Source organism: Cupriavidus sp. FW306-01-F10A, assembly GCF_058782785.1.
In genome coordinates, this window is the sequence record NZ_JBYSYA010000014.1 from 54,880 (window position 1) to 67,441 (window position 12,562).

At 58.6% G+C, this 12,562-nt stretch carries 9 protein-coding genes; all 9 read left to right on the forward strand.

Annotated features, from left to right (window positions below; translation table 11 throughout):
* Positions 1-50: 50 nt before the first annotated feature.
* Positions 51-1,124 (forward strand): glycosyltransferase family 4 protein, encoded by a 1,074-nt coding sequence (locus AC3WLF_RS20085; protein ID WP_492358709.1) that lies wholly within the window; start codon positions 51-53, stop codon positions 1,122-1,124.
* 8 nt (positions 1,125-1,132) lie between these two features.
* Positions 1,133-1,882: an SDR family NAD(P)-dependent oxidoreductase gene (locus AC3WLF_RS20090; RefSeq protein ID WP_492358754.1), complete on the forward strand. Its 750-nt coding sequence runs from the start codon at positions 1,133-1,135 to the stop codon at positions 1,880-1,882.
* A 46-nt stretch (positions 1,883-1,928) separates the two neighbouring features.
* Positions 1,929-2,906 (forward strand): glycosyltransferase, encoded by a 978-nt coding sequence (locus AC3WLF_RS20095; protein ID WP_492358710.1) that lies wholly within the window; start codon positions 1,929-1,931, stop codon positions 2,904-2,906.
* Positions 2,907-2,940: 34 nt separating this feature from the next.
* Positions 2,941-6,693: a glycosyltransferase gene (locus AC3WLF_RS20100; protein WP_492358711.1), complete on the forward strand. Its 3,753-nt coding sequence runs from the start codon at positions 2,941-2,943 to the stop codon at positions 6,691-6,693.
* Between the two features lie 117 nt (positions 6,694-6,810).
* A complete protein-coding gene (gene gmd / locus AC3WLF_RS20105) occupies positions 6,811-7,857 on the forward strand; it encodes a GDP-mannose 4,6-dehydratase (protein WP_492358712.1) in 1,047 nt (348 codons plus the stop codon).
* Between the two features lies 1 nt (position 7,858).
* The gene (locus AC3WLF_RS20110; protein WP_492358713.1) at positions 7,859-8,737 is read left to right on the forward strand and encodes an NAD-dependent epimerase/dehydratase family protein; all 879 of its coding nucleotides are present in this window, start codon (positions 7,859-7,861) and stop codon (positions 8,735-8,737) included.
* A 16-nt stretch (positions 8,738-8,753) separates the two neighbouring features.
* Complete coding sequence (locus tag AC3WLF_RS20115) at positions 8,754-9,902, forward strand: glycosyltransferase (protein WP_492358755.1); 1,149 nt, start codon at positions 8,754-8,756, stop codon at positions 9,900-9,902.
* A 49-nt stretch (positions 9,903-9,951) separates the two neighbouring features.
* Positions 9,952-11,034, forward strand: coding sequence for an MraY family glycosyltransferase (locus AC3WLF_RS20120; protein ID WP_492358714.1), 1,083 nt, complete (start codon positions 9,952-9,954; stop codon positions 11,032-11,034).
* Between the two features lie 147 nt (positions 11,035-11,181).
* Positions 11,182-12,420 (forward strand): glycosyltransferase family 4 protein, encoded by a 1,239-nt coding sequence (locus AC3WLF_RS20125; protein WP_492358715.1) that lies wholly within the window; start codon positions 11,182-11,184, stop codon positions 12,418-12,420.
* The last annotated feature ends 142 nt before the right edge of the window (positions 12,421-12,562 follow it).

Genomic DNA, 12,562 nt, shown 5'->3' on the forward strand with positions numbered 1-12,562 from the left:
CTATATACGCATCTCTAGTAGATGATCCGCCTGTTGGCTGGACTCCGGTTTTGGCGATCGGTGATGAGTCGGGCTCTTTCTATGAGGGGAATTTCGTCGCTGCATCAGTAAGCGAACAGCCGCTCATCGTCCGCACCAATAGGCGGATCGAGCCCGCTGAAGGAGACCTGCTCATCTGCGTAGATCTTGCATTCAATATTTCTGTGGCATTGCGGAATGAAATCAGCCGTTTTCGCGCTGTTGGTGTCGGCGTCTATGTGGTTGTATATGATTTAATTCCCGTACGCCACCCGGAATGGTTTCAGGGCGAGCAGCAGTATTTCAATGGATATAGCTATCTAGATTTATTTCGCCACTGGCTGGATTGGGCGCTATCTGACACGAACGGAATAGTTGCAATATCCGACACGGTGCGAGTCGACCTGGAGCGATGGAGGGCGGAAGAAGATGATTCTGGAAAATCCGATCGCCCCTCTTTAGGCTATTTTCATTTGGGAGCGGACATCCGGTCGACGCCGTTCGCTACGGCCGGATTGCCTGAGGGCTATCTCGAACTTTTGGAAAAGATAGGGGCCTCAAATAGCTATTTGATGGTCGGAACCGTGGAGCCGAGAAAAGGGCACAGCCTTGCCCTTGATGCTTTTGATCAACTATGGGCTGACGGCTGCCCGGCATCACTTGTCATTGTTGGGAAACCGGGTTGGAAGGTGGATGCACTCATTCATCGCATCAAGTCGCACCCACAGTTTGGTCAGAAGTTGCATTGGCTCGATAGTATCAGCGATGAGTTTCTTTCACTGATATATGGTGCATCGATAGCCCTGCTAGCGTTGTCTGAGGACGAAGGGTTTGGGCTGCCATTGGTTGAGGCGGCGCAAGCACAGTTGCCTATAATTGCCAGAGATATTCCGGTGTTTCGAGAGGTTTGCCAGCAAGCGGCGTATTATTTTGAAGGAACTTCAGGATCGGACCTGCTGGAGTGTATTCGTAGGTGGGAGGTCTTGCGACACTCCGGCGAGCATCCAAGGCCGGAAGCAATGACGATCCTCTCGTGGGCGGAGTCAACTAAGCAACTGCTGGCAGAAATTGGTCGAATGCGACAAATCAATTTTGAATGGGTGTAACAGTGAAAATGCGGCACGTGATTGTGACTGGGGCAAGTCGTGGTATCGGACTACAGATAGCCCGCACCATGGCTGTCCAAGGCTATTCATTGACACTTGTGGCTAGCAGTGCAGACTCTGCTCACGCGCTGCAAAGTGAGCCGTTCGTTATCCAAGCCAATGCAAAGGTCTGCCATCTGGACTTGGCGGATGCGGAGCAAATTGCGCGATTCTGTGCCGACTGTCCGCCAGACATATGGGGTCTTGTGAACAATGCTGGCGTCTGTACACCATTCGGAATAGATGAGGAAGGTGAAGACCCACTGGGGGAGACCATTGCCGTCAATCTCGTGGGGCCGTACTTGTTAGTTCGTGGCCTGCTGCAGAAGCTATCGCGTCCTGGCCGGATTGTTAATATTGCCTCTCAGCTTGGGAAGGAGGGGCGGGCTGGGTATTCCGCGTACTGCGCTTCCAAGTTCGGATTGATCGGCATGACCAAATGTTGGGCAAAGGAATTGGGCAAGGAAGGCATAACTGTCAATGCAATCTGCCCTGGCTGGGTGGGTACGGAGATGGCACTGGGTGACGTCGAGCGCATGGCCCGAGAAAAGGGCATGACGTCCGAGCAGTTCTATCGTGGCATCTGCGAGCCGCTCGAGTTGAAGCGGTTCAATACGACGGAAGAAGTGGCGCAACTTGTGTCGTTTCTGCTTTCAGATCAGGCTTCCGGTATTACAGGGCGTGACTGGCTCATGCAAACCATCTGGAATCAGTCATAGGCCGGCCGAGAGGCACGGAAGAGTATCGACAATAACTATTCGGGGTATGACATTGAAGGCATTGTTTTACAGCTATCCGTGGGCAATGGATGTTGCTGGCGGCGGTGAGCGCCAGTTGCTTGCCTATGCGCATCACCTGCCACGCTTCGGGGTGCAGGCGGATCTCTATGACATGTGGAAAACTGACCTGGACCAGTATCAGATTTTTCATGCGTTCTCTGTCATGCCGGGCACTATCGAAATGTGTGACTACGCCAAGAGGCGTGGTCTCAAATTCGTGGTCAGCCCTAACCTGTGGGTCACGCAGGAGACGAAGTCAAACTACCCGTATGCGGCCATCTGGAACATACTCGAACTGGCCGATCGCATCATCGTTAACTCGAATATGGAGGGCGACGCCCTCAGCGATGTCTTCGGGCTTGCGCGCGAAAAATTTCACACCGTCTACAACGCCGCCGAGGCTGACTTTGTCGTGCCGGCCGATCCCGGCAAGTTCAAAACGGCGTTCGGCATCGACGGACCCTACGTACTGAACGTAGCCAACATTGAACCGAGAAAGAATCAACTCGAATTCCTGCGCTTGCTGCGTGAGCAGCGGCCCGACCTGCTGTTCGTGGTAGCAGGGAGCATTCGCGACCAGCACTATGCAGAGGCCTGCATGGAAGCTGGCGGCGACCGGCTTCGCCTGGTTGGCAACTTGCCTTATGCATCGGAAATGATGCGCTCGGCGATGGCGGGCTGCGAATTCTTCGCCATGCCGAGTCTGCTCGAGACACCCAGCATCGCAGCGATCGAAGCAGCCGCGTTGGGCGCGCGCGTGCTGTTGACCAAGGTAGGCTCGACCGTCGAGTATTTCGGCGATTCGGTGACCTATGTGGATCCGTGGTCGCACGATTCGATGCGCGCCGGCATTACCGAGGCCGCCGCCGCGTCGACAGAAAAATCCGTCTGGGCGGCTCGCCACAGGCTGCTGTGGCCACAGGTCATGCAGGACGTCGTGCGCTGCTACCAGTCACTGTTCTGATATAACAGACCTGCCTTTAGCCTTATAAACTATCGTGAAAATCGTACTCGACCTGCAGGGATGCCAATCCGCCAGCCGCTTTCGGGGAATCGGACGCTACTCGCTGGCGCTGGCCAAGGCCATCGTTCGTAACCGCGGCCAGCACACTGTCAAGCTGCTCTTGAACGGCCTCTATCCGCAGGGGCTGGAGGAACTCAAGCAAGAGTTTGCAGGTGAGGTCGGGGCCGATGATGTCCTGGTCTTTGATGCCGCTGGTCCGGTCGCGGAATTCGATACGGCCAACACCGGCCGGGCACGGCTTGCCGAGCTGGCGCGGGAGCGCCTTATTGCCTCCCTGGCCCCCGACGCTGTGTTCCTGACCAGCCTGTTCGAAGGGTTTGTGGACGATGCCATCACTTCGGTGGGCCTGCTGGCGAAGGCACCGTTTACCGCGGTCACGCTATACGATCTCATCCCTTATCTGAATCCGGATCCGAACTGGCCAGCTCACTACAAGACCTACTACAACCTGAAGATTGATTCACTGAAGCGGGCTGATCTTCTGCTCTCGATCTCCGACTACTCCCGGCTCGAATGTGCTGGCGCGCTGCGGGAGCTAGCACCCCGTATCGTCAACATGTCTTCGGCATGCGATGCGCATTTCCGTCCGGCCGACGAGCCGGTTGACGGAGCGGTCCTGGCGGAACGATTCGGTATCTCGCGGTCGTTCATCATGTCTGCGGGCAATCTCGAGCCTCGCAAGAACTTCGGCCTGCTGGTGAAGGCTTTTGCCGCATTGCCCCGCGAACTGAGGGAGACGCGTCAGATTGTCCTGGTCGGGGGAGCAGAAGAGGAACGGATCGGCGAAATCCGGCGGATCGCCGCAGAATCGGGTCTCGTTCCGGACCAGCTGCTCGTATTAGGCCATGTCTCCGACGACGATCTGCGCACGCTCTACCAGGCGTGCGAGCTGTTTGTGTTTCCTTCCCTGCATGAAGGCTTCGGGCTGCCGCCGTTGGAGGCCATGGCCTGCGGGGCCGTGGTAATCGGTTCCCTCGCGACAAGCGTGCCAGAAGTCATTGGGCGCGACGATGCGTTGTTCGATCCGAGTTCGGTGCCGCAACTGCGCGACCTTATGGTTCGCGCGCTGATCGACGACGTCTTCCGTCAGTCCTTGCGGCAGCATGCCAGTCGGCAAGCCGGGGAGTTCTCATGGGACAAGACCGCGCAGCGCGCATTGCGTGCGATCGAGCAGGGGGTCGAGCAAGCGGCCCAAAGCGCCACGGTGCCGGCCGCAAGTCCGGCACCGGCGGGGAAGGCCCGCCTTGCCTTGGTCACCCCGTTGCCTCCCGAGCGCACAGGTATTGCGGACTATGTTGCTGACCTGATCCCCTCGCTTGCTGGGCGGTATGAGATTACGGTGATTTCGGACCAGGCGGAGGTCCAGCCCATGCCGGACGGCTCGACCGTCTCTGTGCGCGACGTTGCCTGGTTCAAGGAGCATGCGGAGACGTTCGAGCGCATCGTCTACCAAATGGGCAACTCGCCGTTTCATGTCCACATGCTGGACTTGATGAAGCAATATCCAGGCGTTGTTGTCCTGCATGACTTCTATCTCAGTAGCCTGCTGTTGTGGATGGAGGTGTCCGGCTACCGGCCGGATGCGCTGAAGCGCGCGATGCTGCGTTCGCACGGATATGCCGCGCTGGAATATCTTGCGCGCGAAGGCCTGCATGCCGCGAAGCGGGACTGGCCTTGCAGCTACGAGGTTTTCAGCCACGCGCTCGCTGTCGTGGTGCATTCGGACTATAGCCGGGAGTTGGTGCGCAAATATTACGGCGATGATTTTCTGCCGAAGGTGCGCGTGGTCAGGCAGCATCGCGCCAGGGTTGAAGTCGATCGGCGCGCGCAGGCCCGGGCAGCGTTGGGCTATGCGGATGAGGATTTCGTGGTCTGTGCGTTCGGCTTCATGGACTATACGAAGCTTAACCACATACTTCTTGACGCCTGGGGGCGATCGAGCCTGGCGGGCAACAGGCAGTGCAAGCTGGTCTTCGTCGGCGGCAGGGAGGAGTTGGATTACGGCGACCGTATCGATGAAATGATTGCAGGCATCGATGGGGGTGCTCGTATCAGCATTACGGGTTTTGCCGATCGCGATACCTTCGATGACTACCTGGCCGCGGCCGACATGGCGGTGCAGTTGCGGACCCATTCGCGCGGTGAGACCTCGCGCACGGTGCTGGATTGCCTGGCCCATGGCGTTCCGCTGGTGGTGAACGCGAATGGCTCGATGGCGGAATATCCGGATGACGCCTTGCTCAAGCTGAGCGATGAATTTGAGGTTGCCGACCTTGTTGCCGCGCTCGAGGAGTTGCATTGCGATGCGGCGCTGCGGTCCAGGCTGCGCACTGTTGGACCGGCGTATATCGATTCCAGCCATACGCCGGCCAAGACCGCGGCGGGCTATGCCGATGCCATCGAGGCGGTCGCCTTGTCGGCGCCTGTGCAGCAGGTGAAAAAGGCAGCCATCCGCTTCTGGCGGGTCTACCCGCCATGCGCGCCCGATATTCGGGACGACGTTGCGAAGGACGCGGCTGACTTGTTGTTTGTCGCGCGCAAGCCGCATATTTATGTGGATGTCTCGGCAACGGCACGCAACGACCTGAAGACGGGCATTGAACGGGTGGCCAGGGCTCTGCTGAGAGAACTGCTGCTGAATCCACCGAGGGGCTATGATGTCGTGCCCGTCTACTTGGTCCAGGAGGGCGGCCGGTGGCGTGTTCGCAAGGCCCAGGCCTACCTGTCTGCGCAGCAGGGCTTCCAATCTGCGCCGGCACAGGACGATGTCGTCGTTCCGTTGCATGGCGATGCCCTGGTCGCACTGGATCTCTTTTCCGACGGCGTGGTGCAGGCCGCAAGCCAAGGTCTATATGATTATTGGCGGGCAAGCGGCGCCAAGGTGGGCTTCATAGTGTACGATTTGCTGCCCATTACCCGACCGGAGTTCTTCCCACCTTGGGCGCATGATACGCACACGGCATGGACAAGAGCCATCTGTGCGAATTCGGACATGCTCATCTGTATTTCCGAGGACGTACGGCAGTCTCTGTCTGACTGGTTGCGGGACAACCCGCCGGGCGCCAATCGGACCTCACCGGAATTGCTGGTATCCCATCTCGGTGCGGATGTATCGGCGTCATTTCCGACCACGGGATTGCCGGATGGCGCGGTAGCCATTCTGGATCGCTTGTCATCACGCCCCACCTTCCTGATGGTAGGGACTATCGAGCCGCGCAAAGGCCACCTGCAAACGGTTCAAGCCTTTGAGCGTTTGTGGCGTGCCGGCGTCGATGTGAACTTGGTGATCGTCGGCTATGAAGGCTGGAAGGCGCTGCCCGGACATGAGCGCCGGACGATTCCCGCCACGGTGGACGCAATTCGACGCTGCCCGGAGTTGGGACGGCGACTGCACTGGCTGGAGGGCATCAGTGATGAATACCTCGGTCGGATCTATGCAGCCGCTTCTTGCCTGCTGGCGCCGTCGGAAGGAGAGGGCTACGGCTTGCCCCTGATCGAAGCGGCCCATCACGGTCTGCCCATTATTGCGCGCGATATTGGGGTGTTCCGCGAAGTGGCCGGATCGGCGGCGTATTATTTTTCCGGAAACGAGCCGGCAGATCTGGAGCTGGCGGTGCGCGCGTGGATTGATCTCAGGCAGCACGGACGGGTTCCGGATCCGGCAGGGCTCAAGTGGGAGACCTGGGCGCAGAGCGCCGAGCGGCTTGGTGGCCTGCTGGCAAGCTGAAACAGGCAGGCGGCGGCTCGGCGGGTTCTGGTGCCTGGCAGAGTGAAGTGAGGGGCGGGAATGCATGCAAGTAGATGCCCCGCGGTAATGAAGAGAATATTGACTGGAAAGAATCAGATGAACGCTAAGAATACGACCGCAATTGTCACCGGTATTACTGGCCAGGATGGCGCCTACCTTGCCGAGCTGCTGCTCGAGAAGGGCTACGTGGTCTACGGTACTTACCGTCGTACTAGCTCCGTCAACTTCTGGCGGATCGAGGAACTCGGCATTCAAGATCACAAAAACCTGCATCTGGTCGAGTATGACCTGACGGACCTGAGCGCCAGCATCCGCTTGCTGCAGCAGACCGGTGCCACCGAGGTTTACAACCTGGCGGCACAGAGCTTTGTCGGAGTGTCGTTCGACCAGCCTGTGACCACCGCGGAGATTACCGGGATTGGTCCGCTGAATCTGCTGGAAGCCATTCGCATAGTCAATCCAGCGATCCGCTTCTACCAGGCGTCAACCTCCGAGATGTTCGGCAAGGTGCAGGCGATTCCCCAGGTTGAAGATACTCCCTTCTATCCGCGCAGCCCATATGGCGTGGCAAAGCTGTACGCCCATTGGATCACCGTCAATTATCGGGAGTCCTATGGCATCTTCGGTTGCAGCGGGATTCTGTTTAACCACGAATCACCGCTGCGCGGCCGTGAATTCGTGACGCGCAAGATCACGGATTCGGTTGCGAAGATCAAGCTCGGCAAGCTGGACGTACTGGAGTTGGGCAACCTGGATGCAAAGCGCGACTGGGGTTTTGCCAAGGAATATGTGGAAGGCATGTGGCGCATGCTTCAGGCTGACAAGCCTGATACCTATGTCTTGGCGACCAATCGCACCGTTACCGTCCGTGATTTTGTCACGATGGCATTCAAGGCCGCGGACATCCAGGTGACCTGGCAGGGCAAAGAGGAGAATGAGGTGGGTATCGATGCCGCGACTGGCAAGCCCGTGGTCCGGATCAACCCCAGGTTCTACCGCCCGGCAGAAGTGGAGCTCCTGATCGGCAATCCGGAAAAAGCCACCCGCGAGCTCGGATGGAAACCGCAGACCACCCTGGAAGAGCTGTGCCAGATGATGGTCCAAGCGGATTTGCGTCGCAACCAGCAAGGTTATTCATTCTGAGATGCGAACGGTTCTGATTACGGGGATCCGGGGCTTTACCGGCAGATACCTCGCCGATACGCTCCGGTCCAAAGGCTATCGTGTTGTCGGTCTGGCCCACGAAGGTGACGCGCCGCAAGAAGACGTCTACCAGTGCGATCTGATGGACCGGCAGCGGCTTGCCAGTGTGCTGGCCGCCGTCAAGCCGGAATTTCTCGTGCACCTGGCGGCCATTGCCTTCGTCGCGCATGGCAATACGGAGGCCATTTATCGCACCAACGTGGTCGGGACGCGCAACCTCCTGGAAGCCGCAGCCGGCATCACACCGGAATCGGTCCTGCTGGCAAGCAGCGCCAATGTCTACGGCAACACGCCCGTGGATCCGCTGACTGAGTCGGTAGCCCCCGCACCGGCCAACGACTACGCGGTGAGCAAGATCGCCATGGAAATGATGGCACAGCTGTGGACTTCCAAGCTGCCGATTACCATCGTACGGCCGTTCAACTACACGGGTGTGGGGCAGTCGCATGACTTCCTGCTGCCGAAGATCGTCGACCATTTCCGCCGGGGCGCGAAAGAGATCGAACTGGGCAATGTTGACGTGGCCCGTGATTTCTCGGACGTCAGGATGGTCGTGGATGCCTACGCGCGGCTGTTGCAGGCGGCACCGGCCGGAGAGGTCTTCAATGTGTGTTCGGGCGAGGCATATAGCCTGCAGGATGTGCTCGATATCATGGAGCGTATTGCCGGTTACAGGATCACGGTGAAGACAAATCCGGCATTCGTCCGTCAAGGGGATGTGAAATACCTGCGCGGAAGCAATCAGAAATTGCGTGACCGAATTGGCGAAATCAACGTGATTGCGCTGGAAGATACCCTGCGATGGATGTATGAAGCCTGACGTCAGCGGCCGCCCTTTGCGCGTTCTTCACATCTACCGCACATATTTTCCAGACCCGCCAGGCGGTTTGCAGGAAGCGATCCGGCAGATTTGTCTTGGCACGCGCGACTTCGGCGTGGAGTCGCGGGTTTTCACCCTGTCGCCGCAGCCTCAGCCGATGGAGGTCGAGCTTCCGGAGGGGACGGTGGTGCGGGCCAGATCGTGGGCTGCACCAGCCTCCTGCGATCTGGGCGGCCCCGGTTCGTTTCTGCGCTACCGGCAACTGGCGCAGTGGGCGGACGTGCTGAATTTCCATTTCCCCTGGCCATTCGCTGACGTCCTGCGCTTGCTCGGGGGGAGCCGCAAGCCCGCGGTCATGACGTATCACTCCGATATCGTGCGCCAGCGCCATCTCGGAGAAGTCTATGCGCCTTTGATGCGTTGGATGCTCAGCTCGATGTCGGCGGTCATTGCCACCTCGCCGACCTATTTGAAAACCAGCCCGGTATTGTTCGGGCAGGTCGATCGGGACAAGCTTCGCATGATCCCGCTTGGCATCGGCGACTATGCGGACAGTGCAGCGGCAGGGATGGCCGTGGATCGCCAGGCCTATGCCAGCGCACCGCCACGTCTCGGACTGGGGCAGGAGCCATTCTTCCTCGCACTCGGGGTGCTTCGGTATTACAAAGGATTGCATACCCTGGTCCAGGCAGCGCCCCGGATTGCGTCAAAGATCGTGATTGCGGGCTCGGGCCCGGAGATGGAGCGCCTCAAGGAATTGGCACGACAGGTAGGCGCTGCCAATGTGGTGTTCGCGGGCCAGGTGACCGATGAAGAAAAGCGGGCGCTGCTCGCCACATGCCGGGCCTTGGTGCTGCCATCGCACCTGCGCTCGGAAGCATTCGGCATGGTACTGGTCGAGGCTGCAATGTTCAGCAAGCCGATGGTGTGCTGCGAGATCGGTTCAGGCACCTCGTATGTGAATCAGCATGGCGTGACGGGCCTAGTCGTACCACCGGAATCGCCTGAGGCATTGGCCGAGGCCATTCGCACGCTGGCGTCGGAGAATGCGCTGGCCGGTCGCATGGGCAGAGCGGCGCGAGATCGATATGAGACGCTCTTCTCTGGTGCAGCGTTAGGAAAAGCGTACAGCGATCTCTACAGGGAAGTTCTAGCAGACTCCTGATGCTTCGGCGGCCGCGTTGCCACCGCAGGCGGTCCTTTTCGATACTTCTATGTTCGACTTCTTCTGGGTTCCCGCTGTCGTTTTCCTGATCAGCGTGCTTTGCATCTTCCTGCTTCGACCGCTCGCCGTTTTCATGGGGCTGCTTGATCGCCCCGACTCGCGCAAACGACACGTTGGGGATGTTCCGCTGGTAGGAGGGATTGCCATCACCCTTGCTGTCTGGGCAGGGGCAATTCTCTTCATGAGGACGCAGGGCTACTACGTTGCCCTGCTCGGCGGGCTTAGCGTACTGGCCTTGATCGGGGTCGTGGATGACCTGAAGGGAATTCCCCCGGTTGGAAAGCTGGTAGTGCAACTCTTCGCGGCGATACTGATGACGTCTTGGGGCGGCATCTATCTGGGATCGCTGGGCGATCTGCTCGGTCGCCGCGAGATCGACCTGGTAAATTGGGGCATTCCACTCACTTTGTTCGCGGTGGTCGCAGTGGTGAACGCCATGAATATGTGCGACGGCTTGGACGGCCTCGCCGGCGGGCTGGCGTTGATTATCTTTCTGTGGCTGGCATATCTGGCCGGTGAAGTCGGAAACGGTGCCGCGCAGCGGATCTGCGTCATTTTTTGCGGAGCGATCCTGGGGTTCTTGCTATTCAATATACGGAACCCGCTCCGAGGCCGCATGCGAGTGTTCCTGGGCGATGCCGGTAGCCTGATGCTGGGCTTCGCCATTGTCTGGTTCGCCGTTGAATTGTCGCAGGCGAACTACAACGGCGGGCGCCGGATCCCGCCGGTGGTTATGTTGTGGGTGCTTGGCTTCGTTCTTATCGACTTGTTGACGGTGGTGCTGCGCCGGCTTATCAAGGGGTCCAATCCCTTGTCCGCCGATCGCTCGCATTTGCATCACGTACTGTTGCGGCTGCGGGTGAGCCCGGACGCAACGGTTTGGATCATACTGGTCAGCAATGCGCTACTTGGACTGGCCGGGGTCTATGGATGGCGTATCGGATTGTCGGAGCAAGTATTGTTCCTGGCCTTCCTGGCAGTGTCAGCGATTCATTTGCTGGCGATGCGCAATGCCTGGCGCCTCCTCCGAATCGTGCGGAGGGTGCTGGCAAAGAAGCCAGTCAAGCAGTGAAAAGATGGTTTGACTTGGTCCGCGAGGAAGAGTAGACGGAAGGGCAGAATGCGCCGTCTCGTGAGTGATCACTTCACTTTAGCGCGCTAGTGCTGCGCCGCAGCGATGATCAGGCCGCTGAGAAGCATCAAGTAATTGTTGAAAAGAATGAAGATTGCATTGGATCTCCAGGCGGCGCAGAACGATAGCAGCTTTCGAGGCGTGGGCCGTTACAGCAAGTCACTGGCAAAGGCGATGGCGTGTCAGGCGGTTGAGCGAGCGCACGAGGTCTGGCTGGTTCTGAACGGGAACTTCCCGGATTCGATCATGCCGTTGTCGAAGGAATTCAGCGGGTTCATCCCCGCGAACCAGGTCGCAGTTTTTCCTTCAAGTGGTGCGGTGACTGCGACGGCTCCGGAAAACAGGGGCCGGACGCGGGCAGCGGAAATCGCGCGTGAGCGATTTATCGCGGCTCTGAAGCCTGATGCACTTCATCTGACGAGTCTGTTCGAGGGTTCGGTGGACGACGCGGTAACATCGGTTGGTCGTTCTGGAGTGTACGTGCCGACAGCGGTCACGCTCTACGATCTGATCCCGATGGCGTTGAAGGAGCTTTACTATACCGGCCAAGAGTTTGTAGAGTACTACGAGGGAAAGCTGCAGTCGCTTAGGCAGGCCGATTATCTTCTGGCGATATCGGAGTACTCTCGCAAGGAAGCGATAGAGCTACTGGGGTTCAACGAGGATCGAATTGTAAATATCTCGGGTGCGGTAGAATCCATGTTCGCGCCACAGCGGTATGGTGCGGATGAAGCGAAGCGCCTGTTGTCCAAGTATGAGATAACAAAGCCATTCGTGCTCTATGTGCCAGGTGGGTTTGACCCGCGCAAGAATTTCGCGAATCTCATTTCGGCGTTCGCGCGACTGCCGGCTGCGATCCGCGGCAACTACCAACTCGTCATTGGCAGTAATGTCAAACCGGCGGTGCGCTCGGAGTTGGGCGGGATGGCGCGATTGTCTGGCCTGCATGAGTCGGAACTGGTCTTGACTGGATATGTTCCTGACGACGAGCTGGTGGCTCTATATAACCTGTGCGAGGTGCATGTGTTCCCTTCGCTCTATGAAGGGTTCGGCCTTCCGGCGCTAGAGGCAATGGCCTGCGGGGCAGCCTCGATCGGTTCGAACACGAGCAGTATCCCGGAGGTGATTGGCGATGCTGAAGCGCTGTTTGATCCCCGTTCGGTGGAGGCCATCGCGAACAAGATATGCCAAGCCTTGCAGGATAAACAATTCCGCCTTAGCCTGAAGCAGCACGCCATCACGCATGCGGCCACGTTTTCCTGGGAGCGCAGTGCCAAGCTCGCGCTTGATCAGTTGGAGCAAATGCGAGGCCTGAATTCCCGTTGATCCAGTTTGAATGCGCAGCCGGGTGGATCGCGGCGCGCTAGGCAGGTTATGACGCTAATCGCCTCCAAAGTTCCAGTTTGGCCGAGGCAGCAGGTTTCTGCGGCCAGGGCCTGGGGTAGACGATAAACGTTGACACTCTGCT